Origin of the sequence: uncultured Lactobacillus sp. (genome assembly GCF_944327175.1) — a bacterium.
GTDB lineage: Bacteria > Bacillota > Bacilli > Lactobacillales > Lactobacillaceae > Lactobacillus.
In genome coordinates this window covers 1-21,945 of the sequence record NZ_CALVGT010000042.1, presented here as the reverse complement: position 1 = coordinate 21,945, position 21,945 = coordinate 1, and the positions used below count along the sequence as shown (strand labels likewise).

Sequence of the window (21,945 nt, the reverse complement as noted above, 5' to 3'; positions counted from 1 at the left end):
GAGAATCATCCGTTAGTTTTGTCTCAACGGACTTCTTGTAAAATTTCAGGAGGGTCATTTTAATGGCAGAAAAAGAACATTACGTTAGAACTAAGCCACACGTTAACATTGGTACTATTGGCCACGTTGACCACGGTAAGACTACTTTGACCGCAGCTATCACTACTGTGTTGGCTAAGAAGGGTTTGGCACAAGCTGAAGATTACTCACAAATCGACGCAGCTCCAGAAGAAAAGGAACGTGGTATCACTATCAACACTGCCCACGTTGAATACGAAACTGAAAAGCGCCACTACGCCCACATGGACGCCCCAGGCCACGCCGACTACATCAAGAACATGATCACTGGTGCCGCTCAAATGGACGGTGCTATCTTGGTTGTTGCCGCAACTGACGGTCCTATGCCACAAACTCGTGAACACATCTTGTTGGCTCGTCAGGTTGGTGTTAACTACATCGTAGTCTTCTTGAACAAGTGCGACTTGGTTGACGACCCAGAATTGATCGATTTGGTTGAAATGGAAGTAAGAGACTTGCTTTCAGAATACGGTTACCCAGGTGACGATGTTCCTGTAGTTCGTGGTTCAGCTTTGAAGGCTCTTGAAGGCGACGAAGAAGCTCAAAAGAAGATCGAAGAACTGATGGACGTTGTTGACGAATACATCCCAACTCCAGAACGTGAAACTGACAAGCCATTCTTGATGCCAGTTGAAGACGTCTTCACTATCACTGGTCGTGGTACTGTTGCTTCAGGCCGTATCGACCGTGGTACTGTTAAGGTTGGCGACAGCGTTGAAATCGTCGGTTTGGTAGAAAAGGTCTTGAGTTCAGTTGTAACTGGTTTGGAAATGTTCCACAAGACTCTTGACTTGGGTGAAGCCGGCGACAACGTTGGTGTATTGCTCCGTGGTATCGACCGTGACCAAATCGTTCGTGGTCAAGTTTTGGCAGCTCCAGGCTCAATCAAGACCCACGAAACTTTCAAGGGTCAAGTCTACATCTTGAGCAAGGACGAAGGTGGCCGTCACACTCCATTCTTCTCAGACTACCGTCCACAATTCTACTTCCACACCACTGACATCACTGGTGAAATTGAATTGCCAGAAGGTACTGAAATGGTTATGCCTGGTGACAACACTGAATTCTCAGTTACTTTGATCAAGCCAGCCGCTATCGAAGTTGGTACTAAGTTCACTATCCGTGAAGGTGGTAGAACTGTTGGTGCCGGCCAAGTTACTGAAATTGACGACTAATTTTTAGTTTTTAAATTTTAGTTCTAACAGTGTAAAAAGGTGTTCTTCTCAGAAGAACGCCTTTTTTTATCCAAAAACTCCTATTTTGTAGTACTTTCATTGTTTTTTGACCGGCTTTAAGGTAAGATATTTAAGTATGCAAAGTAGCAAACTCAAAATAGACATTGGAGGTATTTGATTAATGTCTGCTAACTGGAAAACTACCGGTAAGACTACTGGTGAACTTTCTTTTGAAATCTCTCAAGATGAAATCAAGAAGAGCCTGGACAAGGCTTTTGACCGCGTAAAGAAGAGCTTGCGTGTACCTGGCTTCCGTAAGGGTCACGTTTCCCGTGTAATCTTCAACCAATACTACGGTGAAGAAGCTCTCTACGAAGACGCTTTGAACTTTGCTTTGCCAGAAGCTTACAGCGCTGCTGTTAAGGAAACTGGCATCAAGGCAGTTGGCCAACCTCAAATTGTTCCTGTATCAATGGACAAGAACAAGGCCTGGGAAATGAAGGCAATCGTAACGGTTGAACCAGAAGTTGAACTTGGCCAATACACTGAAATCGAAGTACCAAAGCAAAACACCCGCGTTTACCAAAAGGACATTGACGCTGAATTGACTAAGCGTCAAGAACAAAACGCTGAAATGGTTTTGAAGAACGACAAGGCTGAAAGCGGCGACACTGTAACCATCGACTACGTTGGTACTGTTGACGGCGTTGAATTTGACGGCGGCTCAGCTCAAAACTACTCCCTGGAGTTGGGCTCAAACACCTTCATCCCTGGCTTTGAAGACCAACTGGTTGGCCACGGTGCCGGCGAAGAAGTTGACGTTGTCGTAACCTTCCCAGAAGACTACGGCGCAAAGGACCTGGCTGGCAAGGAAGCTCACTTCGCAACCAAGATCCACGAAGTTAAGGCAAAGCAATTGCCAGAACTTGACGACGAATTTGCCAAGGACGTTGACGACTCAGTTGAAACCCTTGACGAATTGAAGGAAAAGATCAAGGCTGAACTGAAGTCTGAAAAGGAAGAAGCAGCTAAGGCAGCTATCCAAGAAGCAGCCATCACTACTGCAGTCAAGAACGCTACTGTTGAAGAAATTCCTGACGTGATGATCCAAGAAGACGTTGACAACCAACTCAACCAATACTTGGGCGACATGCAACGTCAAGGGATTGACCCGCAAACTTACTTCAAGTTGACTAACACGACTGAAGACCAACTGCGCAGCCAATTGTCAGCAAACGCCGCTGAACGCGTTAAGACCAACCTTGTTTTGGAAGCAATCGTAGCCAAGGAAGGCTTCGAAGCAAGCAAGGAAGAAATCGACGCTGAAATCAAGGACCTGGCAGACAGCTACAACATGAGCGAAAAGGCAGTTCGCAACGCTTTGAACGACGAAATGCTGGCTCACGACATCAATGTTCGCAAGGCAATGAACTTGATCACTGACAGCGCTAAGCAAGTAGCTAAGGCTAAGCTTGAAGAAAGCAGCGAAGACGAAGAAGACAAGTAATCGCCTGTCTATAGATTGAATCCCCCAGAAGTGGCAACTGCCTCTTTTGGGGTTTTCTTTTGCCAAGGCTGATGAAAAATACAAGGCTAATTTCGCGCAAGTTGCCCGTATTTATGCTAATCTAGTCTTTAGCAAATAGAGGAGGGAATACATGGCTACTAAGTTTACAGATCCAGAAGAAGTGAAATGCTCATTCTGCGGCAAATCTGCCAGCCAAGTAAAGAAAATGATTGCCGGCAACGGCGTGTACATCTGCAACGAGGACATTGAACTGGCCAAGCGGATCATTGATGATGAGCTGCGTCTGGATTCACTGAAGGAAGCGCGCGAGCTTCCCAAGCCAATGCAAATTAAAGAAGAACTGGACCAGTACGTGATTGGCCAGGACCGGGCCAAGCGGGTTCTGTCCGTAGCGGTTTACAATCACTACAAGCGGATCAGTCAAATGGATGTTGATTCTTCAACCGAACTGCAAAAGTCAAACATTGCCTTGATCGGGCCGACCGGGTCCGGCAAGACCTACCTGGCTCAGACTTTGGCCAGGATTTTGAACGTGCCGTTCGCCATCGCGGACGCGACTACTTTGACTGAAGCCGGTTACGTGGGTGAAGACGTCGAGAACATCCTGCTCAAGCTGCTCCAGAATGCTGATTATGATTTGGAGAGAGCCCAGCGGGGGATCATTTATATCGACGAAATTGACAAGATCTCCAAGAAATCTGAAAATGTATCGATAACCCGGGATGTGTCTGGTGAAGGGGTCCAGCAGGCCCTTTTGAAGATCCTGGAAGGGACCATTGCTTCTATTCCGCCGCAGGGCGGCCGCAAGCACCCGCAGCAGGAAATGATCCGGATGGACACCACCAACATCCTCTTCATTGTCGGCGGGGCTTTTGACGGTATCGAAGAAATCGTTAAGAACCGGCTGGGCAAGAAGACCATCGGTTTTGGGGCAGAACAAGAATCTGGCAAGGTTGACGATGACAACTGGAACCGTTTCTTGACAACCGGGGACTTGGTCAAGTTTGGCTTGATCCCTGAATTCATTGGCCGAATTCCGATTATCACTACCTTGGACCGGCTGGACAGCGCTGATTTGGTCCGGATCTTGACTGAACCAAAGAATGCCTTGGTCAAGCAATACCAGAAGCTGCTTTCTCTTGACGGGGTTGACCTGGAATTTGAATCTGCCGCCGTCAAGCAGATTGCTGACCTGGCTATTGAACGGAAGATGGGGGCCAGAGGGCTTAGAACCATCATTGAAAATGCCATGATGGACATCATGTACCGGACGCCGAGCGAAAGTGACATCAGCAAGGTCATCATCACGCCGGAAACGATTACCGGGATTGGCGAGCCAAAGGTGATTCGCCGTGAACTGGAAGAGGTTGCCGATGATCATTAGCCAATCAGAATTTGCTGTCAGCGCGGTTAAAGCCAGCCAGTACCCGAAAGACGGCTTGGATGAAATCGCCCTGGCTGGCCGGTCAAACGTAGGCAAGTCCAGCTTAATCAATACCCTTTTGCAAAGAAAGAACCTGGCCCGGACCTCCTCATCGCCGGGCAAGACCCAGACCTTGAACTTCTACCGGGTAGGCAGCGATCAAGCTGACTTTTACCTGGTCGATGTGCCGGGCTACGGCTATGCCAAGGTTTCCAAGAAGCAGAGGGAAGAGTTCGGGGAAATGATCCAGGACTACCTGGAAACCCGGGCCTACCTCAAGGGCTTGATCCTGCTGATCGATGGCCGCCACGAACCGACCGCCGACGACATTGCCATGTATGACTATGCCCAGTATCTCAACTTGCCGATTTTAGTAGTGGCCACGAAGATGGACAAGATCAAGAAGAATGCCTTCAACAAGACTGAAGCAGCCTTCAGAAAGCACTTGAACTTGAACAAGGACAATGTGACCTTCCTGCCATTTTCATCAGTGACCAAGCTGAACGTCGATCAGGTCAAGGACTGGATCCAAGCCAGATTGGACGAAGAATAAGATAAAACAAAATGCTCAAAGGATTTTCCTTTGGGCATTTTGCGTTTACCGGTGCTTTTTCGGCATTTGCGGCCGGTGGTTGAAGAGCTCAGCCACCAGCTTGAAGTCTCCGTAGATGATCAAGAGGATTCCGATTGCGATGATCGACTGGTGGTTGAAGTATTCTGGGTTGATGATTACGATGATCCCCAGGGCAAAAGCAATAATAGCTTCCGCCGCGGTGATGATTATTCTGAAGACCCCAGTCTGCTTGCGCAAAATAATCTTGCGGACCCGGCCATAGGCGAAGAAGAGCAGGAAGGCCCCCAGGAAGTAGTGGGCCAAAAAGACCAGGAGCTGGTTGCTCGATAAAAGGGCCACAGATACGGCGAACAAGACCAGGTAGGTAATTAAGAAGAAACGCTTCTGCTGGGGCTTAAAAGCCGAAACTGAGACCGAGAGGATATGCTTGACGCTGAAGATAATCCCCCCGACAGCGGCCAGCACCCCGAAGGCCTTGAAGGCATAGTTAGGTGCCGTCAGACTGATGATGCCAAGCAGGACCAGGAGCCAGCCGGCCAAGGTGTCCCGGCTGAACAGGGCCGCCCCGATCTGCTGGTTCTTGATCAGCTGCCAGATCGAGGAAAAGAGATTGCCCAAAATGAACTTGGTCCGCCTTGAAGAGTTGGTCACCGACAAAAGGATGGCCCCGAAGCCCCCGAAGCCGTTCTTGGCCAGCTGGTTGATCTTGCTCGACCCGCTGGCCGCCAGGGCGTCAAAGAGGTCCTGGGTCAAGGCTTCCCGCTCTTCCAGGTTGGCTGACCCGATCCACTGGTTGATCAGCTGGTTGTAGACCCGGGACTCAGGATTGGGCCGCTTGTGGGTCACGAAATGGCTGCCCTTGATCTGCCAGGAATAGGTATCGTGCTGGGCAATGTTGCCATTGGTTGAGTAGACGATGACCGGGTCGACTTCTCTTGGTTCAAAGAGGCGGCCGATAATGGAAAAGTCGGGTACGTAGCGGTGGAGGACCCTTTGCAAAAAGTCCTCGTTGTAGTTGACTCCGGCTTCACTGGCCAGGCCGGGGCTGTCGAAGGTATAGACGGCCTTGATCCGGTCCCGGTAGTCTTCTGGAAGATTCAAGGCAGCGTATTCAGCCAGATTGCCCCCCTTAGAGTGGCCGCCCAGGATGTAGTCAGCTGAGTCGCCGGCCAGGAGGTCCTTGAGGTAGCGGGCCCCTAAGATCTGGGCCTTGGTTTCTTTAAAAGAAATCTCAAAGTCTTCCCGCCAGCCAACCAGGGTGTCGTCGGTCCCTCTAAAGGCCACATAGTGGGTGCCGTCTTCAAGGACGATTTTCAAGGCGCTGAACTGGCACTGGTCAGTCAAAACGGTGTTGAAGTGGGATAAGCGGGCATCCTTAAAGCGGTCGGCTTCGCTCATCAAGTGGAAGAGCTCCTGGTACTGGCTGGCGTCCAGGCTGGTGAAGGAAGAGGCGAAGTATTTCTCGGCGATTTCGCTAATTGTCACTTCTTTGTTGCCGGAAGGGATGTACTTTTCTAGGTTAAGATAAGAAAAAATTGCTAAGACTAAAGCGTCGATTTCGTTGAAAGGAGACTTTTCCAAGGGAATGTCGCCGCGCCATTCCAGGTAGGTCAGCAAATTGCTATTGTCCAAGATGCTCACATCCTTAAAGAAAATAATTGCAAATGCTTACAAGTTCATTTTAGACTAAATAGGGCAGGGATGGGCAGATTTACTGGAAAATTTAGCGACTTTTATAAAATATAAAAAGCCGCCAACAAGCGGCTTACTTTGCCTCTTTGCCGGCAGCTTTGTCGTCTTCCTTTTCCTTGCCCTTGCCGGAAGCGGCTTTCTTCGGGTCGGGAACGCTGGCGAATTTGTCGAAGAGCTTGTCTAAGTCGTCTTGTCTTTTAAAGGTTAAACCCATTTGTCCATATCCTGCTTTCCATTGAAATAAAAGTTCTGCTTTTGAGTCAATTATAACGATATTTTTGCTATTCAGTCAATTTTGAACTATACTTAGCAAAAACTAGCAAAAGAAAGCAGCTTCAAGAGAGGTGTAAAATGACTGACGCGATTGATATAATTAAGAGCCGCCACAGCACGCGCTATTTTGACCAAGGCAAGGAGCCCAGCCGGGCAGACTTGGAAGAAGTAGTCCGCTTGGCCGGCCTGGCTCCGTCTTGGGCTGATTCCCAGCCCTGGCGGGTTTACCTGGCCATGGGGGAAACAGCCAAAAAGATCCATGCTTGCCACCTGGCCTTGGCTGAAGCGGGGACAGCTCCATCCCCAGACTGGGAGACCTGGCACCGGGAGGACTGGGATCCTTATCCAAGAGAAAACATGCTCCGGCACAACCAGGCCAGCCAGAAATATCTGAATACGCCGGAATTGCTGGATCTTAGGACCAATATTTTGCAGAAAAATCTCTACTATGCCCCAGCAATTGCTTACTTGACCATTCCCAAGCAGTCTAACCTCTGGTCAGTCTATGACCTGGGAGCTTTTGCCCAGACTCTGGCGCTTGCCGCCAAGGCTAAGGGGATTGACACCATGCCGGCCTATGAATTGGTCAAGTACCCGGCCAGTGTCCGGGAAATTATGGGCATCCCAGAAGACCAGACCCTGGCCATGGGAATCGGCCTGGGCTATGGCAAAGATGAGTATGTCAACGGCTACCAGGCTCCCCGCCGGGATCTGCCTGACTTCTTGACAATTAAGGATTAGGAAAAGACTTATAAAAAATCGTTGACTTTTTGTAAGTGAGTCTGTAAGATTGAATTAAATCAAATTGAGAAAGGAGCTAAATCATGTTTGCAATGCAAGAAAACCAAACTATGTGCGTTTGTTGTATGTCACTTATGTCATACAATTGTTTTGTGTTGCCTAAACTGGATTTAGCTCAGACCAAGTGATTTGCCAAGTAATTGTTAGCTTAGTGGTAAATGAAGCAGCTGTTTCCTTTAGGGAGCAGCTGCTTTTTTGTCTCAGGAGGAAAAAATGCAAAAGATCAAGGAATTCACCCTTGCCGCCGTCAGTGTCAGTGCTGCCTTTCTGCTGGCCGCTTGCGGCAGTCAGCAGAGCTCAAGCTCATCAAGTAAGGACAAGCAAGTCTTAAAGCTCAGCGCGACCGCTCCGCTGGACACGATTGACATCAGCAAGGCGATCGGCTACGGGCAGACGGGGAACGTTTTTGAAAGCTTCTACCGTTTGGGCAAGAACGGGCAGCCAGCTGCCGGCTTAGCCAAGTCCGGCACTGTATCCAAGTCCGGCAAGACCTGGACCTTCAAGCTGCGGTCTAACGCCAAATGGTCCAACGGGGAAAAGATTACCGCCCAGGACTTCGTCTACTCCTGGCGGCGGACGATCAACCCCAAGAGTGCTTCGCCTTACGCCTACCTTTTCTCCGGTATCAAGAATGCCGATGAAATTATTGCTGGCAAGCAGGCTCCGTCCAGCCTGGGCATCAAGGCTTTGAACCAGGAAACCGTGCAAGTTAAGCTCAACCGGCCGATTGCCTACTTCAAGGTTTTGATGGCTTACCCGCTCTTTGGGCCGCAAAACGAAGCGTTTATCAAGAAGACGGGCAAGAAGTACGCGACTAGCTCCAAGTACATGCTTTACTCCGGCCCATTTAAGATCACCGGCTGGAAGGGGACCAATGATACTTGGTCTTTTGTCAAAAACAACCAATACTGGGACAAGCAGGCAGTCAAGCTGAGCAAGATCAGCTACCAGGTCGTTAAGACCACGAACACCGGCTACCAGCTCTACCAGCAGGGCAAGCTGGACCTCACCCCACTGTCCAGTGAACAGGTTAAGCAGCTGAAGAAGAATAAGGACTTCAAGACCTACCCATACTCCTACGTTGCCTTCTTGGCTTACAACTTCCAGGCCAAGGACGCAGCGGTTAAGAAGGCTTTGAACGACAAGAATATCCGTCTGGCCCTGTCTCTGTCACTGGACCGGAAGATTCTGACCAGCAAGGTCTTCGGTGACGGATCAAGCGTGCCAACTGGCTTCGTGGCTTCTGGTCTGGCCTATGACCCGGCCAACAAGGAAGACTTTGCCAAGGAGCAAAAGGTGGCTAATACTGTTGACTACAACGAAAAGCTGGCTGAAAAGTACTGGAAGGCCGGGATGAAGGAATTAGGCTTGAAGACATTGAACTTGACTTTGCTGGCTTCAAATGAAAGCACTAACGCCGACGCCTTGACCCAGTACCTGCAGTCACAATGGACCAAGGTTTTGTCCGGCATCAACGTGAAGGTTAACTCCATTCCAAGCAAGAACGCCTACACCAAGGCTTCAAGCGGGGACTTTGACATCTACGTTTCCGGCTGGGGTGGGGACTTCAGCGACCCGATGACTTTTATGCAGATTCTGCGGAAGGGGACTTCTTACAACTACGGCAAGTGGAACAATGCTGAATACAACAGCTTGATCAAGAAGGCTTTGACGACTGACGCCAATGATGTCAACAAGCGCTGGCAGGACCTGGTCAAGGCGGCTCAAGTGGCCAACGCCGACCAGGCAGTCAGCCCGATCTACCAGCAGACGACCGCTTACCTGCAAAACAGCAAGGTCAAGGGGATCATCCATAACAACGCTGGTACTCAGTGGAGCTACAAGTATGCCTACATCAAGTAGCTGGTAATTAGAAGCTAGATATACAAACAAAAAAGCGCGACCATTTGGTCGCGCTTTTTTAATGCCGGCTGGCCCGGTGGCTAGCGCTGGCTTTGATTTTGTGGGGATGCCGCTTGAATTTGACCTGGCCGCCCTCAGGCAGAAAACGGAAGTGGCGCATCTTGGCGTTAAAGGGGCGGCCGGAGAGGCGGATGGCGGTCCAGTCCTTCATCAGCTTGATCATCCGCTCTAATTCCTGGACTCTTTTGGCTTGGCCTTCTGCTTCAGCGGCCTGGTGGATGTCGCCTTCCAGGCGTTCGATTAGGTTCTGGTGGTAGGCAAGAAGTTCGGGAGTTAAGGGAGCCCGCCGGTATTGGTTGAAGAGTTTTTGGATCAGTTCCATGGCCTCCAGGCTGTCACGGGGCTGGATATAGCGGGAGTCTTTTTCTTCATTCATCATGTTGTTCCTTTCTGTTTTACTTTTTACTTCTTCTCTATCTTTTTGCCTTTTTCTGGCCTTTAAGTTAAAAATTACAAGAGCGTTAAAAAATGTAATTGCCTAAAATAGCTCTATCCATCTTTTAATTTTTTTGTCATAATATAAAGAAAAGCATGAAGCTTTTACCTTAGGATACCAGAATCAGAAAAAAAGAGAATTTGTTTGGCAAAATTTGTCAATTATGAGGAGAAAAAAGATGAAGGCATACTTGTTCGGCATTACGCCGGTGGAAGAAGCTTTTTTAAAAGAGTGGCAGGACCAGCACCCAGACGATGAAATCTCTTATACCCACAGCCCTTTGGCAGCTGATAATTTAGAGGCAGCTAAGGGCTTTGAGGCGGTTTCGACCCAGCAGGCAGAGCCCTTGACGGCGGCTGATCTGGAAGTTTTGGCGGCTGGCGGCGTCAAGCACCTGGCCTTGCGGAAGGTGGGGGCAGACAATATCGACCTGGAAGCAGCCACTAAGTACGGGATCACCGTTGCTAATGTACCGGCTTATTCGCCGCGGGCAATCGCGGAAAACGGCTTGACCGGGGCCATGTATCTTTTGCGCAAGTGGGGCTATTACCACCGGAAGATGCGGCGGGGAGACTTCACCCGGCCAACGGAACTGATGAGTGATGAGATCTTCAATCAGACGGTCGGCATTGTCGGCTTGGGCCGGATCGGGGCAGCAGCGGCGGAAATGTATCATGCCCTGGGGGCCAGAGTCATCGGCTACGATCCGGTCTACAATGCTTCTTTAGAGCCTTTTTTGGACTTTGTTGATTTTGAGACCTTGATCAAGGAAAGCGACATCGTCCAGGTGCATATTCCGCTGACTCCGGAAAACAAGGGCATGTTCAGCGCCAATGAATTTGCCAAGATGAAGGACGACGCGATCTTGGTCAACCAGTCAAGAGGTGAACTGGTCGATACCGCGGCCTTGATCGTGGCCTTGAAGTACCATGAAATCGGCGGGGCCGCCCTAGACGTTTTGGAAGGGGAAGAAAAAATCTTTGGCCGCAAGTTTGAGGACGTGGGTTCCCTGCCGGACGAATATACGGAACTGATCAACCTGCCGAACGTGGTCATGTCCCCGCACTCGGCCTACTATACCAAGATGGCGGTCAAGAACATGTTCTTCCAGAGCATGACTGATATCGAGCGGACCTTGTCCGGGAAGAAGGCCTTTTTCAAGGTTAATTAGCTGAAAAGCAGTAAAATAAAACGACAAAAGAAGAGTAATGACCAGCCCTGGCGGGGAAATCCGGCCAGGGATTTTTCCATATGTAAAGCTTTTCGTAAAGATTAACATCTGCTAAAAAATTCTGTTAGACTAAGGGTAAAATTAAGTAAAAAAGTTTTTGCAAAGGACAAGGAAATGGCAAATCAAGACCAAGCATATTTAGATTTACTGAAAAAGATCATGACGGAAGGCAATGACAAAAATGACCGGACTGGGACGGGGACCAGAAGCCTCTTTGGAGCCCAGATGCGTTTTGACTTAAGCCAGGGCTTCCCAATCCTGACGACCAAGCGGGTGCCTTTCGGCCTGATCAAGAGCGAGCTTTTGTGGTTCTTGCGGGGGGACACCAACATCCGCTTCTTGCTAGAACATAAAAACCACATTTGGGACGAATGGGCCTTTAAAAATTGGGTAACCAGCCCGGAATACCAGGGCCCGGACATGACTGATTTTGGCCTTAGGAGTCAAAAGGACCCAGGGTTTAAGGCAGTCTTTGACGAAGAAATGCAAAAGTTCTGCCAGCGGCTTCTGGATGATGAAGCTTTTGCCCAAAAATACGGCAACCTGGGCAACGTCTATGGGGCCCAGTGGCGGAACTGGGGTAAGCGGGACGGCGGCTTTATCGACCAGATCGCGGACGTGATTGAGCAAATCAAGACCAATCCCGACTCCCGCCGCTTGATCGTAACGGCCTGGAACCCGGAAGACGTTCCTTCCAGCGCCCTGCCGCCGTGCCATGTCCTCTTCCAGTTTTACGTGGCTGACGGCAAGCTCAGCTTGCAGCTTTACCAGCGCTCAGGCGACATGTTCTTAGGCGTGCCCTTCAACATTGCCAGCTATTCTTTGCTCTTGTCCTTGATTGCCCGGGAAACCGGCCTGGAAGTTGGCGAGTTCGTCCACACTATTGGGGATGCCCACATTTACAAGAACCACTTTGCCCAGGTTGAAGAGCAGCTGAAAAGAACGCCATTTGACGCGCCGACTTTGTGGCTGAACACAGAGAAGAAAAAAGTAACTGATTTTGAAATGGCCGATATCAAATTGGTCAACTACCAGCACGGGTCCACGATCAAGGCCCCGGTTGCCGTTTAGAAAGGGTGAAAAAATTGCTTAGCTATGTTTGGGCAGAAGATGAAAAAGGTGCCATCGGCTACCAGGGCCGCCTGCCTTGGCACCTGCCAGCTGATTTAGCCCATTTTAAGGCAAAAACCATGGGCCACCCCATGCTGATGGGGAGAAAGACTTTTGAGTCCTTGCCGGGCCTGTTGCCTGGCCGGCAGCATGTCGTTCTTTCCAGCAGGAAATTAGAACTGCCAGCTGGGGTTTTACAGTTGAAAAGTGAAGAAGAAGTGTCCGCCTGGCTGAAGGAGCAGGCCGGGGAAGTCTGCGTCATTGGCGGCTCCAGCCTTTTTGCCCTGCTGGCTGACCAGGTTGACAAGCTGGAAGTGACCTGGATCAAGGGGACTTTTCCAGCTGACACCTATATGCCGGCTCTTGACTGGGCGGCCTTTGACCTGGTAGAAAGTGAAGCCCACCAGGCAGATGGCAAGAACAAGTATGACTATGTCTTTGAGACCTACCTGCGCAAAAAACAGCAGGCCGGGCAAGCAGTGAAAAGTGAGATGTGAGTGATATGAAAACAAATTTGCAGACGGGACTGACCGAGGAGGAGGTCGCGCAGAAAAGCGCGGCTGGCAAGGTCAACGTCGCCATTGATGATGAGTTCAAGACCAACCGGCAGATCATCGTTGAAAACACCTTTACTTACTTCAACTTGATCTTTCTGGTTCTGACCATCCTCCTCTTAATCGCCGGTGATATCCGGGATTTGACCTTTTTGCCAGTGATCATCTTGAACACGATCGTAGGGATCGTCCAGGAAATCCGGGCAAAATCAGTTTTAAGCAAGCTGCAGGTCTTAAACCAGACCAAAGTTTTAGCCCTGAGAGGTGGAAAAAGGCGGCAGGTGCCAATTGATCAGCTGGTTGAAGGGGACCTGGTCCTCTTAAAAGCCGGTGACCAGATCCCGGCCGATGCCAAGGTGGTCGACGGCAGCGTCCGGGTCAATGAATCCTTGTTGACCGGGGAAAGCGATGAAATTGCCAAGGAAGTTGGCGACGAGCTTTTATCCGGTTCTTTCATCGTTTCCGGTGAAGTCATGGCCCAGCTGGTCAAGGTAGGCAGCGAATCCTATATTGCCAAATTGACGGCGGAAGCCAAAGCCATGGGCGGGGCAGAAGAGTCAAAGATGATCCGGGCCATCAACCGCTTGATCAAGTGGGTCGGCATCATCATTATTCCAATGGGGGTAGCCCTTTTTGCCCAGGCTTATTTTCTCAACCACCGGCCCTTTGCTGAATCCATCAGTTCTATGGAAGCAGCAATTATCGGCATGATCCCGGAAGGGCTCTACCTGTTGACCACGGTTGCCCTGGCCCTGGCTGCCATGCGCCTGGCTAGAAATCAGGTCATGCTGCATGATATGAAGAGTGTTGAAACCCTGGCCCGGGTCAATGTCCTCTGCGTTGACAAGACGGGGACGATCACTGAACCGAAGATGGCGGTGGAAAAAGTCGTCCCGGCCAAAAGTTACCCGGGAAATGATTTGGAAGACCGGCTTGCCGCCTACGTTTCCAACATGCCTGTTGACAATATCACTGCTGAGGCCTTGAGCCAGAAGTTTGGCCAGGACCGGCCCCTGGTTAATGCCAAAAGGATTATTCCTTTTACCTCGGTCAACAAGTACAGCGGGGCGGTTTTTGATGGTTACACCCTGCTATTGGGGGCGCCGGAAATGATCCTGCGCTCGCAGCTCAAGGCCTGCCAGGAAGAATTTGCCAGCTACCCGGAAGAAGGCTACCGGGTCCTGGCCTTTGCCAAGTATCCAGCTGAACTGGCTGATGAAAAAGAGAAATTAACCCAGGAGGTCGAAGTCCTGGGCTACGTACTTTTGTCCAACCCGATCCGGAAAGAAGCTAAGGAGACTTTTGAATACTTTGCCAAGCAAGGGGTAGAAATCAAGGTCATTTCCGGGGACAACCCGGTTACCGTTTCCCGGGTGGCCGGCCAGGCCGGGATTGCCGGGGCAGAGAAGTACATCGATGCCCAGACGATCAAGCCTGGTGAATACGAGCAGGCCATGGCTGACTACAATGTCTTTGGCCGGGTCAAGCCCGAGCAGAAGAAAGAATTCGTCCAGGCCCTGCAGAAGATCGGGAAGACCGTGGCCATGACCGGGGATGGGGTTAACGACATCCTGGCCATGAAGGAAGCCGATTGCAGCATTGCCATGGCTTCCGGCAACAGCGCGGCTGTCCAGGCCTCACAAGTGGTTTTGCTGGATTCGAACTTTGCCGAGATGCCCCAGGTGGTCAACGAAGGCCGGCAGGTGGTCAACAATATTGAACGCTCAGCTGGCCTCTTTTTGGTCAAAAATATCTTTTCCTTGCTGATGGCGGTCTTTTCCTTGATCTTGACGATTAACTACCCGATCAAGCCGGCCCAGATCACCTTGATCTCCAGCTTTACGATCGGCCTGCCATCCTTCCTTTTGGCCCTGGAAAAGAACCATTCCCGGATCCGGGGCAATTTCACGGTCAATATCCTGACCAAGTCGATTCCAGGCGGGATTACCGACTGGCTAGCCGTCAGCATCCTGGTCTTGACCAACAAGTTTACCAATATCGGGGACAATGAAGTCGCGACCGCGTCAACAGCCCTCCTGGTCCTGGTGGGCTTGATGGTCCTCTCCTGGATCTCCCGGCCACTCAACAAGTACAAGCTGGGCGTTTTGGCCCTGTCAGTGGTCTGCGTCATCTTGTCAATCATCTTCATCCCTGGCTTTTTCAAGCTGAGTCCTTTGTCAGGCCGGGCGGTCTTCACGGTCGTCGTCCTCTTCTTTGCCGGCATGACCCTCTTCAGAATCATATCGCGGATCTGCGACGGGATTAAAGAAGTCAGCAACGTGCTGACAGAGAAGGGGAAAGACGCCAAGCTGCGGGACCTTTTAGCCGCTTATGGTAAGGACCGGGACGAGCTTTGACAGTTTTTTTAGAAAAAGACTTGACTCGCTTAAAAAATAATGATAAGTTTAGAGCATCAAGTTAAGAAAAGTTATCTCGAAAAGCAGAGTAGTCGGGTGACGATCCTTTACAGAGAGGCGGCAGATGGTGAAAGCCGCCAGGAGAGTTCCGGCGAACATGGGCTTGGAATGATATGCCGCGGTGATATTTAGCCGCTGCCGGGGTTGCTCTCGTTAAACAAGCAAGCTGTTTCTATTTTTATTTGGAGACAGCTGGTGAGATTTATTACGCAAGTAATGAATGAACTAAAGGTGGTATCACGAGCGTTCGTCCTTTATCAAAGGACGGGCGCTTTTTCTTTTCTGTTCGAATTTGACTGCCGCTTTATCGGGATTGCTGCTGTGTTTCTGGAGGTATTAATCATGAGAAAAAAGAAACGAAGAAACATTATTATCGCTGTCGTGGCCGTTGTGGTTATCGCCGTGATCGCCTTCTTCTCCTTTGGCAAGAAGAACAATCAGCAAAGCGCAAAGGCGGTAACTGTGACCGTCGGGACTGTTGGGGCAACTAAGGCTGAACGGGCCATCTGGAAGAGCGTGGCGGCCACGGCCAAGAAGAAGTATGGTATCATTGTCAAGACCAAGAATTTTTCTGACTACAACCAGCCAAACAGCGCCTTGAAGTCAGGGGACCTGGACCTTAACGCCTTCCAGCACTACAACTTCCTGAACAACTGGAACAAGGCCAACAAGAGCAACCTGGTTGCCATCGGCAAGACCTACATCGCTCCAATCCGCCTTTACTCACTGAAGTACAAGTCACTGAAGTCCCTGCCTAAGGGTGCAACGATCGCCATTCCAAACGACGCGACCAACGAAGCCCGGGCACTTCTGGTTTTGAAGAACGCCGGCCTGATCACTCTGAAGGGGACCAGCGCTACCAAGATCTACTCAGTTGCTGACATCAAGAGCAACCCGAAGAACTTCAAGATCAAGGAAGTTGCTACTGAACAAGCTGCCAGAGTTTTGAAGTCAGTTGACGCTGCTGTTGTCAACAACGACTACGCTAACCCAGCAGGTCTTGGCGACAAGCAAACCATCTATGTTGAACCAATCAACAAGGACTCCTACCAATGGATCAACATCATCGTTGCCCGCAAGAAGGACAAGAACAAGAAGGCTTACAAGGAAGTCGTTAAGGCTTACCAGACTGAAAAGACCAAGCAGCTGTACAAGAAGTACTACGGCAGCAAGCAAGTTGCGGCTTGGGATGCCAAGTTCTAAGATTTTTAACTTAACCTAGAAAGAAGCTTTGATCATATGAGCATTATTCAACTGGACCACGTCAGTGTGACTTTTAAGCGAAAAAAGGCTGCCGATGTGCAGGCCGTGCAGGATGTGACTCTGCACATTGAAAAAGGCGATATCTACGGGATCGTCGGTTTTTCCGGGGCCGGGAAATCAACCCTGGTCAGAACCATCAACCTTTTGCAAAAGCCAACGGCCGGAAACGTCGTGGTTGGGGGTGTCGACTTTGTCGAAGACGGCAAGCAGGTGATCAGCGGCAAGGACCTGCAGGCCCGCCGCCGGAAGATCGGGATGATTTTCCAGCAGTTCAACCTGCTTAATGAAACGACCGTCATTGAAAACATTGCCTTTGCCCTCAAGCACTCAGATCTGTCTGATGATGAGCTGGAAGAAAAATGCCACGAGCTTCTGAAGCTGGTTGACCTGGAAGACAAGGCCAATGCCTACCCGGCCCAGCTCTCTGGCGGTCAGCAGCAGCGGGTGGCGATTGCCCGGGCCCTGGCTAACGATCCGGAAATCCTCTTGTCAGACGAAGCAACCAGTGCCCTGGACCCGCAGACGACTATCCAGATCCTGGACCTGTTGAAGAAATTGAACCGGGAACTGGGCTTGACCATCGTTTTGATCACCCACGAAATGGACGCGGTCAAGAAGATCGCCAACAAGGTGGCGGTCATGGAAAACGGCCGGGTTGTCGAAAACGGCAACTTGCGGGATGTCTTCCTTCAGCCGAAGGCTGAATTAACCCAGAAGTTTGTCGGTGGCTCTTTGGCCGTAGTTGACACCTTAAAGAGCTTGAACATCAGCTTGGCTGAAAACGAAGCCCTCTACCAGCTGGTCTACAGCTTGAACAATGTGGCCAAGTCAATCATCATCGAGCTTTACCGGGAAGTCGGCGTGGAAGCATCGATGCTTTACGGTAATGTGGAAGTCCTGGCTGATGAACCGGTCGGGACCTTGCTGATCACTGTCAAGGGGGATGCTAATAAACAGAAGGCGACCTTGAAGTTCTTAAACGACGAGGGCGTCACGGTAACGGAATTAGACGAAAGAGGTAACCGCTTATGATTAATGGTTTGGTACACTGGATCGCGCAGAACTTCCCAAATATTTACAATTTGGGCTGGAGCGGGGACACTGGCTGGGGGACTTCGATTCTGCAGATCATCTACATGACCTTCTGGCCGTCAATCTTCGGCGGGGTCCTGGGCCTCTTCTTCGGAGTCATCCTGGTTTTGACCGAACCAGGCGGGATTTTGGAAAACAAGTTTTGGTTCAACTTCTGCGATAAGCTGATTTCTATTTTGCGGGCCATTCCTTTCATCATTCTTTTGGCCTGCATTTCACCTTTGACCCGCTTGATTGTCGGGACGGAAATCGGGGACACGGCTGCCTTGGTCCCGCTGACTTTAGGGATCTTCCCATTTTATGCCCGCCAGGTGCAAGTAGCTCTGGAAAGCTTGGACCCGGGCAAGGTTGAAGCGGCACAAAGCTTGGGCACAAGCAACTGGGACATTATTTTTGACGTCTACCTCAAGGAAACGCGGTCAGAAATCATCAGGGTGTCGACTGTTTCCATCATCAGTCTGATCGGCTTGACCGCAATGGCCGGGGCCGTTGGGGCTGGTGGTCTGGGTACGACCGCCATCCAGTACGGCTACCGCGACTTTGCCAACGACGTGACCTTCCTGGCCACTGTCCTGGTCGTCATCATGATCTTCATCGTGCAAGTGGTCGGCGACTTCCTGGCCAAGAAGCTGAATCACCAGCACCGGTAAGAAATTTTAGGAAAGAATCTTCTCTTTGCAGGAGGTTCTTTTCTTTTTGCCTTTTTGAAAGTAAAAAAAGAATTTACATTTTTAAAAAATAGCCTTTTCAATTTTAAAAAGTTAAAAAATGGTTTATAATGTGGAGGTAAGTAATAAATATTTTGAGTAGAGGAACTATCATGGCAAAATACGAATTTAAGTCCACTCCAATTGATTTAGTCAACCCGAGCTACGACCTGGTAGTCATCGGGGCCGGTGGTACCGGTTTGTCAGCTGCCTTGCAGGCACATGAACTTGGTGCCAGCGTGGCTGTTTTTGAAAAGAACGAAGTTTTGGGCGGGAACACCAGCAAGGCTTCATCTGGGATGAACGCGGCTGAATCCCTGGTTCAATACAAGCACGGCATCATCGACAACAAGGCCGACTTCTACCAAGAAACCCTTAAGGGCGGCGGCAACTTGAACGATGAAGCAATGCTTAGCTACTTTGTAGACCACGCTGCTTTGGCAATCGACTGGCTGAAGCAGTACGGCGTTGAGCTTGACGACTTGACGATTACCGGGGGGATGAGCAAGAAGCGGGCTCACCGGCCGGCATCTATGGCGCCAGTTGGCGGCTACCTGATTACTGGCCTTTTGAAGAGCATGGAAGCAGCCCGGATTCCAGTCTTCAACAAGACCAAGGTTGTTAAGCTTTTGCAAGATGAAAAGGGCAAGGTAACCGGTATTGAAGTCGTTGGCCCAGATGGCCGCCGGCAAATCGGTGCTAAGGCTGTTATTTTGGCGACCGGTGGTTTCGGTGCTTCCAAGGAAATCATCAAGAAGTACCGGCCAGACCTGGAAGGCTACAAGACGACCAACCAAGCTGGTGCTACTGGTGACGGCTTAATCTTGGGTGAAGCAGCCGGGGCAGAACTTGTTCAAATGGACTTTATCCAAGTTCACCCAACTGCGCAAACTGATGGTGAAAAGACTTTCTTGATCGGGGAAGCTGTCCGGGGCGAAGGCGCTATTTTGGTTAACCAGGCTGGCCAGCGTTTCATCAACGAACTGGACACCCGGAAGGTCGTTTCAGCAGCCATCACTGGCTTGAATGAAGACGGCGCTTACCTCATCTTTGACCAAGGTGTCCGCGACCACGTTAAGGCAGTTGAATTCTACGACCACATCGGCCTGGTAGAACACGGCGCTACTTTGGAAGAACTGGCTGGCAAGATCGGCGTTGACGCTGCTGGTCTTGAAGCAACTGTTGCCAGCTGGAATGAAGCAGTCAAGGGCCAAGACGACCAAGCCTTTGGCCGGACTACCGGGATGGACCGTGACATCTCTGTTGCGCCATACTTTGCTATTCACATTCACCCAGCTATCCACTACACGATGGGTGGTTTGCACATCAACCCTAAAACGCAAGTTTTGGGCAAGGATGACAAGGTCATCGAAGGCCTTTACGCGGCTGGCGAAGTTTCCGGGGGCCTGCACGGCAACAACCGGATCGGCGGTAACTCAGTTGCTGAAACTGTAGTCTTTGGCCGGCAAGCTGGTATTCAAGCAAGCAAGTTCGTGCGCGGCGAAAACTAAGCTGAAAAGAATAAGCTAAAAAAGAATACTATCTTAGACAGCAGCTATTAAGTTGCTGTCTTTTTTTGCCAAAAATTATCAAATTAAAGTTCACTCTTTCACATGCCTGTGCTATCATAAAGTAAAATCGTTGAAACCGCTTTATGATAATTGATGTGATGATGAAAGGAAGAGATTATGAGTACACAGGAGCGCTTTGAGCAGAGTGAACTGGTCAAGGCTAACAAAAAGTTCAGCCGGGTCCGGGCGACTATTGAATCAGCTTTTTACGGCAATAATGTTCATGAAGTCAAGAGTGTGGCAGAGGTTTATGAACTGGCCAAAAGACAGCCAGGGGTGATTGAGACGGATTTGCCAATCTTACACACCAGCTATTTGGGTCTGCCGGTCGGGGCCAAGCAATTAGTTTACAACCACGGCAAGGTCTTGGGCCGGACGGCGTCAGCTCGGTACTTTGTCGATGATTCAGATGAGGACGCGGCGGCTTTGACAAATTATCTGTATGAGGACATCTATGCGGGTCATGAGCAAGAGTATCTTAAGGCGACGGTCCTGGTTGGGCTGGATCCTTCATTTACCTTGAAGGCTCACTTGATGTTGCCGGAAGACCAGGCCTTCAACCTGCTCAGTTACGTATTCAACTTCCAATTTTTTGATGAAAAAGCGGCTGAGATGTATGAGAAGTCCAAGCTTTATGATGAAGGCGACCTCTACTTCTACTTTGACCCGAACGTGACGGATCCGGCTTATCCAAACGGACTGGCAATTTTTGACGCTCCGCACAACTGCGCCGCGGTATTTGGCCTGCGCTACTTTGGGGAGCTGAAGAAGGGGACCTTGACTTTGGCCTGGGCCCTGGCCCGCCGGCACGGCTACTCTGCCTGCCACGGAGGCGAGCAGGCCTTCCACTTTGAAGACAATGAAGATAAGGTATTTGCCTTTTACGGCTTGTCGGTCTCAGGCAAGTCAACCTTGACCCACGCTGACCATAACGGCAAGTATGATATTACTGTTTTGCACGACGACGCCTTTATTATTTCAAGAGAAGACGGCAGTTCGGTAGCCTTGGAGCCGGCCTACTTTGATAAGACCCACGACTATCCAGCTGGCCACCACGAGACTAAGTACTACACGACTGTGATGAACTGCGCGGTTACCCTGGATGAAGCAGGGCGGAAAGTTTTGGTTACGGAAGACCTGCGAAATAATAACGGCCGGGTGATCAAGAGCCGGTATACTTCAGCCAACCGGGTCGATGTGGAAGAAAATCCGATCACGGCCCTCTTCTGGATCATGAAGGACAACTCTTTGCCACCGGTATTGAAGGTGACTGATCCGGTTTTGGCTACAACCCTGGGCTTGACTTTAGCCACCAAGCGGACGTCAGCTGAGAACCTGCCAAAGGGTTTTGACATGAACACTTTGGTCATCGAACCATTTGCTGATCCCTTCAGAGCTTACCCAGTTGGGGGCGACTATGGCGATTTTGCCGGAGTTAGCTATATGCCGCTTGCTGACTATCCGGTTGACCTAGATTCAGCTGAATATAAGCAAAGCCTTAGAGACCGGATGCAGGACCGGCTGGACTGGCTGAACATGTATAACGGTGAGCACCCAAAGACGCCGCTGCCAGAAGAAGCCAAGGAATGCTTAGAGAAAATCGTTAGTGAACTAAAGTAAGTGTCTATCTATATTAGGCAAATAGCAGACAATCTTTTAACAGACCTCAGGGTCTGTTTTTATTTTGAAAAAGAAAAAATAGAAAAAGTTTTATTTTTTTACCAGTAGAAATAGAGATAATCCGAACTATCGTTTCTTTAAAAAATAATTCCTGCGGAAAGAAAAAACAAAAGAAAGAGTAAGCAAGTTTGCTTTTATTACAACGGATCCTGGTGAACCGGGCATAAAACGAATGAAAAAGCAAATTTGACGAATCAGAAAAAGCTAGTATACTAATATTTGTTGTCGCGGCGAAGAAGGAATTCGCCGGAGACACGAAAAAGAAATATCGAAAACCTGTTGACAAGAAATCAACAAGCGAGTAAGATATAAAACGTTGCGTCACTAAGACGCAAGTTGGTACTTTGAAAACTGAACAAAGTTTCGCAGTGTGCGGGTCAAACATTGTTTGATCCAAACAAATAAGCGAAGTCAATT

Annotated in this window: 18 protein-coding genes and 1 other annotated feature; of the genes, 15 read left to right on the top strand and 3 right to left on the bottom strand. The window is 49.9% G+C overall.

Features of this window, described 5'->3' with window-relative positions:
* Nucleotides 1-62 precede the first annotated feature (62 nt).
* From tuf to yihA, 4 genes are all read left to right on the top strand, one after another.
* A complete protein-coding gene (tuf, locus tag Q0J41_RS05520; protein WP_270448158.1) occupies nucleotides 63-1,253 on the top strand; it encodes an elongation factor Tu in 1,191 nt (396 codons plus the stop codon).
* Between the two features lie 181 nt (nucleotides 1,254-1,434).
* The gene (gene tig, locus Q0J41_RS05515; RefSeq protein ID WP_296227160.1) at nucleotides 1,435-2,760 is read left to right on the top strand and encodes a trigger factor; all 1,326 of its coding nucleotides are present in this window, start codon (nucleotides 1,435-1,437) and stop codon (nucleotides 2,758-2,760) included.
* Between the two features lie 151 nt (nucleotides 2,761-2,911).
* Nucleotides 2,912-4,165: an ATP-dependent Clp protease ATP-binding subunit ClpX gene (gene clpX / locus Q0J41_RS05510; RefSeq protein ID WP_296227158.1), complete on the top strand. Its 1,254-nt coding sequence runs from the start codon at nucleotides 2,912-2,914 to the stop codon at nucleotides 4,163-4,165.
* Nucleotides 4,155-4,757, top strand: coding sequence for a ribosome biogenesis GTP-binding protein YihA/YsxC (gene yihA / locus Q0J41_RS05505; RefSeq protein ID WP_296227156.1), 603 nt, complete (start codon nucleotides 4,155-4,157; stop codon nucleotides 4,755-4,757). Before clpX ends, yihA begins: the two co-directional genes overlap by 11 nt.
* 45 nt (nucleotides 4,758-4,802) lie before the next feature.
* On the opposite strand, the gene Q0J41_RS05500 is transcribed toward yihA, so the two are convergent.
* On the bottom strand, nucleotides 4,803-6,410 hold the full coding sequence (locus Q0J41_RS05500) for an Mbeg1-like protein (RefSeq protein ID WP_296227154.1): 1,608 nt from the start codon (nucleotides 6,408-6,410) through the stop codon (nucleotides 4,803-4,805).
* A gap of 133 nt (nucleotides 6,411-6,543) precedes the next feature.
* Nucleotides 6,544-6,684 (bottom strand): SPJ_0845 family protein, encoded by a 141-nt coding sequence (locus tag Q0J41_RS05495; RefSeq protein ID WP_003612588.1) that lies wholly within the window; start codon nucleotides 6,682-6,684, stop codon nucleotides 6,544-6,546.
* Nucleotides 6,685-6,821: 137 nt separating this feature from the next.
* Between Q0J41_RS05495 and Q0J41_RS05490 the strand changes: the two genes are divergently transcribed.
* Both Q0J41_RS05490 and Q0J41_RS05485 read left to right on the top strand, forming a co-directional pair.
* The gene (locus tag Q0J41_RS05490; protein ID WP_296227148.1) at nucleotides 6,822-7,484 is read left to right on the top strand and encodes a nitroreductase; all 663 of its coding nucleotides are present in this window, start codon (nucleotides 6,822-6,824) and stop codon (nucleotides 7,482-7,484) included.
* Nucleotides 7,485-7,757: 273 nt separating this feature from the next.
* On the top strand, nucleotides 7,758-9,407 hold the full coding sequence (locus tag Q0J41_RS05485) for a peptide ABC transporter substrate-binding protein (RefSeq protein ID WP_296227146.1): 1,650 nt from the start codon (nucleotides 7,758-7,760) through the stop codon (nucleotides 9,405-9,407).
* A 58-nt stretch (nucleotides 9,408-9,465) separates the two neighbouring features.
* On the opposite strand, the gene Q0J41_RS05480 is transcribed toward Q0J41_RS05485, so the two are convergent.
* Entirely contained in the window at nucleotides 9,466-9,843 is a 378-nt protein-coding gene (locus Q0J41_RS05480; protein WP_296227184.1) for a hypothetical protein, read from the bottom strand.
* Between the two features lie 238 nt (nucleotides 9,844-10,081).
* On the opposite strand from Q0J41_RS05480, the gene Q0J41_RS05475 reads away from it, so the two are divergent.
* From Q0J41_RS05475 to Q0J41_RS05435, 9 genes are all read left to right on the top strand, one after another.
* Entirely contained in the window at nucleotides 10,082-11,074 is a 993-nt protein-coding gene (locus Q0J41_RS05475; protein WP_296227144.1) for a D-2-hydroxyacid dehydrogenase, read from the top strand.
* A 174-nt stretch (nucleotides 11,075-11,248) separates the two neighbouring features.
* A complete protein-coding gene (locus Q0J41_RS05470; protein ID WP_296227142.1) occupies nucleotides 11,249-12,205 on the top strand; it encodes a thymidylate synthase in 957 nt (318 codons plus the stop codon).
* 14 nt (nucleotides 12,206-12,219) lie between these two features.
* Entirely contained in the window at nucleotides 12,220-12,741 is a 522-nt protein-coding gene (locus tag Q0J41_RS05465; protein ID WP_296227139.1) for a dihydrofolate reductase, read from the top strand.
* Between the two features lie 5 nt (nucleotides 12,742-12,746).
* Nucleotides 12,747-15,155 (top strand): HAD-IC family P-type ATPase, encoded by a 2,409-nt coding sequence (locus Q0J41_RS05460; protein WP_296227137.1) that lies wholly within the window; start codon nucleotides 12,747-12,749, stop codon nucleotides 15,153-15,155.
* A 67-nt stretch (nucleotides 15,156-15,222) separates the two neighbouring features.
* Nucleotides 15,223-15,473: a binding site (T-box leader), on the top strand.
* A gap of 84 nt (nucleotides 15,474-15,557) precedes the next feature.
* Complete coding sequence (locus Q0J41_RS05455) at nucleotides 15,558-16,418, top strand: MetQ/NlpA family ABC transporter substrate-binding protein (RefSeq protein WP_296227136.1); 861 nt, start codon at nucleotides 15,558-15,560, stop codon at nucleotides 16,416-16,418.
* 36 nt (nucleotides 16,419-16,454) lie between these two features.
* The gene (locus Q0J41_RS05450) at nucleotides 16,455-17,510 is read left to right on the top strand and encodes a methionine ABC transporter ATP-binding protein (RefSeq protein ID WP_296227135.1); all 1,056 of its coding nucleotides are present in this window, start codon (nucleotides 16,455-16,457) and stop codon (nucleotides 17,508-17,510) included.
* The gene (locus tag Q0J41_RS05445) at nucleotides 17,507-18,220 is read left to right on the top strand and encodes a methionine ABC transporter permease (RefSeq protein ID WP_296227132.1); all 714 of its coding nucleotides are present in this window, start codon (nucleotides 17,507-17,509) and stop codon (nucleotides 18,218-18,220) included. The genes Q0J41_RS05450 and Q0J41_RS05445 overlap by 4 nt, the downstream gene beginning before the upstream one ends.
* A gap of 170 nt (nucleotides 18,221-18,390) precedes the next feature.
* Nucleotides 18,391-19,788: a flavocytochrome c gene (locus Q0J41_RS05440; protein WP_296227130.1), complete on the top strand. Its 1,398-nt coding sequence runs from the start codon at nucleotides 18,391-18,393 to the stop codon at nucleotides 19,786-19,788.
* 177 nt (nucleotides 19,789-19,965) lie between these two features.
* Nucleotides 19,966-21,468 carry a phosphoenolpyruvate carboxykinase (ATP) gene (locus Q0J41_RS05435; protein WP_296227128.1) on the top strand — a complete coding sequence of 501 codons (1,503 nt, stop codon included), beginning with the start codon at nucleotides 19,966-19,968 and terminating at the stop codon, nucleotides 21,466-21,468.
* Nucleotides 21,469-21,945 lie beyond the last annotated feature (477 nt).

Excerpts from the sequence above, each read along its gene's own strand:
- Q0J41_RS05445 (WP_296227132.1), top strand. The coding sequence starts at position 17,507 with ATGATTAATGGTTTGGTACACTGGATCGCGCAGAACTTCCCAAATATT.
- Q0J41_RS05470 (WP_296227142.1), top strand. The coding sequence starts at position 11,249 with ATGGCAAATCAAGACCAAGCATATTTAGATTTACTGAAAAAGATCATG.
- Q0J41_RS05450 (WP_296227135.1), top strand. The coding sequence starts at position 16,455 with ATGAGCATTATTCAACTGGACCACGTCAGTGTGACTTTTAAGCGAAAA.
- Q0J41_RS05485 (WP_296227146.1), top strand. The coding sequence starts at position 7,758 with ATGCAAAAGATCAAGGAATTCACCCTTGCCGCCGTCAGTGTCAGTGCT.
- Q0J41_RS05480 (WP_296227184.1), bottom strand. The coding sequence starts at position 9,843 with ATGAATGAAGAAAAAGACTCCCGCTATATCCAGCCCCGTGACAGCCTG.
- tig (WP_296227160.1), top strand. The coding sequence starts at position 1,435 with ATGTCTGCTAACTGGAAAACTACCGGTAAGACTACTGGTGAACTTTCT.
- Q0J41_RS05460 (WP_296227137.1), top strand. The coding sequence starts at position 12,747 with ATGAAAACAAATTTGCAGACGGGACTGACCGAGGAGGAGGTCGCGCAG.
- Q0J41_RS05475 (WP_296227144.1), top strand. The coding sequence starts at position 10,082 with ATGAAGGCATACTTGTTCGGCATTACGCCGGTGGAAGAAGCTTTTTTA.
- Q0J41_RS05435 (WP_296227128.1), top strand. The coding sequence starts at position 19,966 with ATGAGTACACAGGAGCGCTTTGAGCAGAGTGAACTGGTCAAGGCTAAC.
- yihA (WP_296227156.1), top strand. The coding sequence starts at position 4,155 with ATGATCATTAGCCAATCAGAATTTGCTGTCAGCGCGGTTAAAGCCAGC.
- Q0J41_RS05495 (WP_003612588.1), bottom strand. The coding sequence starts at position 6,684 with ATGGGTTTAACCTTTAAAAGACAAGACGACTTAGACAAGCTCTTCGAC.
- tuf (WP_270448158.1), top strand. The coding sequence starts at position 63 with ATGGCAGAAAAAGAACATTACGTTAGAACTAAGCCACACGTTAACATT.
- Q0J41_RS05490 (WP_296227148.1), top strand. The coding sequence starts at position 6,822 with ATGACTGACGCGATTGATATAATTAAGAGCCGCCACAGCACGCGCTAT.
- Q0J41_RS05455 (WP_296227136.1), top strand. The coding sequence starts at position 15,558 with ATGAGAAAAAAGAAACGAAGAAACATTATTATCGCTGTCGTGGCCGTT.
- clpX (WP_296227158.1), top strand. The coding sequence starts at position 2,912 with ATGGCTACTAAGTTTACAGATCCAGAAGAAGTGAAATGCTCATTCTGC.
- Q0J41_RS05440 (WP_296227130.1), top strand. The coding sequence starts at position 18,391 with ATGGCAAAATACGAATTTAAGTCCACTCCAATTGATTTAGTCAACCCG.